Below are 1557 nucleotides of genomic sequence, written 5' to 3'. Positions count from 1 at the left end.
ACATATCGGAGATTTATAATGGATAAATCGCTTTCTAGTAAGATTTTTATAGGCTTGTTTGCCGGCCTTGTGCTGGGCACAGCTATTCAGTACTTATTTAGTGGTATTGCGATTTTTGATACTTACCTACTTGGAACGGCAGAAGGGGTTGGCGGCATGTTTGTCTCGCTGATCAAGCTTTTGGTTGTGCCTCTTGTGTATGTTTCAATCGTGTGCGGCATTGTCGATTTGAAAGACATTAGTGCTTTTGGTCGTCTTGGTGGGAAAACTTTTACTCTCTACATTCTCAATACCATCATTGCGATCGCAGCAGCGCTGACCGTAGGTTTAATTTTCCAACCGGGTGCTGGTGCAAACTTAGCGGGTACGGTTTCTGAAACCGTCAAGCTGACGACAACTGAAACACCAGATATTTTCTCGCTCGTGGTAAACATTGTACCAAGCAATCCAGTACAAGCTTTTGCTAACGGCGACATGCTACAAATTATCTTTATGGCTATTTTGACAGGTCTAGCCATTCAAGCTCTGGATTCTCGTGGTGGCCCTGCTATCCGCACGTTTAAGATGGCCAATGAGATCATGATGAAGCTGGTTGGTTTGGTCATGAGTCTAGCACCTTACGGTGTGTTTGCTCTGATGATTCAACTAGGTGCAACCTTAAATGCGAATACACTGATGTCTGTTGCAGGTTACGTTGCGCTTGTCGTGGCTATGCTTGTGTTCTGGATTTTCATCTTCTATCCAATGGCAGTTGGCATTACGACTGGAACTTCTCCAAAGGCGTTTCTCCGCGCAACTCGTGAACAAATCCTATTTTCCCTATCTACGGCAAGTTCAAATGCAACCATCCCTGTAACCATGCGTACTCTGACAGAGAAACTGCAAGTTTCTAAATCAGTTGCGGGTTTTGGTGTACCGCTAGGCGCGACGATGAACATGTCAGGTGTATCTATTTACATCGCGCTTGCAACAATTTTCGTTGCTAACGCGTTTGGCCAGCCAATTAACACCGCTGATGTGTTTACACTCGGTCTGACGATTCTTCTTCTTTCTATTGGTGCTGGTGGCGTACCAGGTGGTGGTGTAGTGATGGTTGGTGTGCTTCTTCACCAATTGGGTCTTCCACCAGAAGGTTTAGCTATCATTGCAGCGGTTGACCGTATCAACGATATGTTCTGTACCTCTTCGAACGTGGTAGGGGATACCGCAGTGAACACTATTGTCGCCAAAACAGAAGGTGAGATCGGCAATCAAGAAGAAGTAGAGGCGCAGCCTGCACAAGCTAATGCCTAGTCTTGAACAATAGAGTTGAATCTATATATAGAAAGCGAGCGGAATGAGCTCGCTTTCTTGTTTTTTTATGTCACAGAAAAATAACCGCTTTTCATCATGTTTACTTTGGAAGTTGTCTCTGGAATGTGATGCATTCCCAACAAGCGGGAAAGAAATCAATTAATTCATAAAAAATACGCTTTTTTTCAATTCTGCCCTTGAAAAGCATTTTGCCGCCCTTATCTATGTGGCATAGAGAAGCAAACATTGATTATTTTTGTTTGT

General features: G+C 43.9%; 1 protein-coding gene. It reads left to right on the top strand.

Features of this window, described 5'->3' with window-relative positions:
* The first annotated feature begins 18 nt into the window (after positions 1 to 18).
* Positions 19 to 1293, top strand: coding sequence for a dicarboxylate/amino acid:cation symporter (locus R7E42_RS23980; protein WP_017448814.1), 1275 nt, complete (start codon positions 19 to 21; stop codon positions 1291 to 1293).
* The last annotated feature ends 264 nt before the right edge of the window (positions 1294 to 1557 follow it).

This window comes from Vibrio sp. Vb1337 (genome assembly GCF_033338715.1).
In the GTDB taxonomy this organism is placed as follows: Bacteria; Pseudomonadota; Gammaproteobacteria; order Enterobacterales; family Vibrionaceae; genus Vibrio; species Vibrio alginolyticus.
This window is presented reverse-complemented; position numbering and strand designations above follow the sequence as displayed.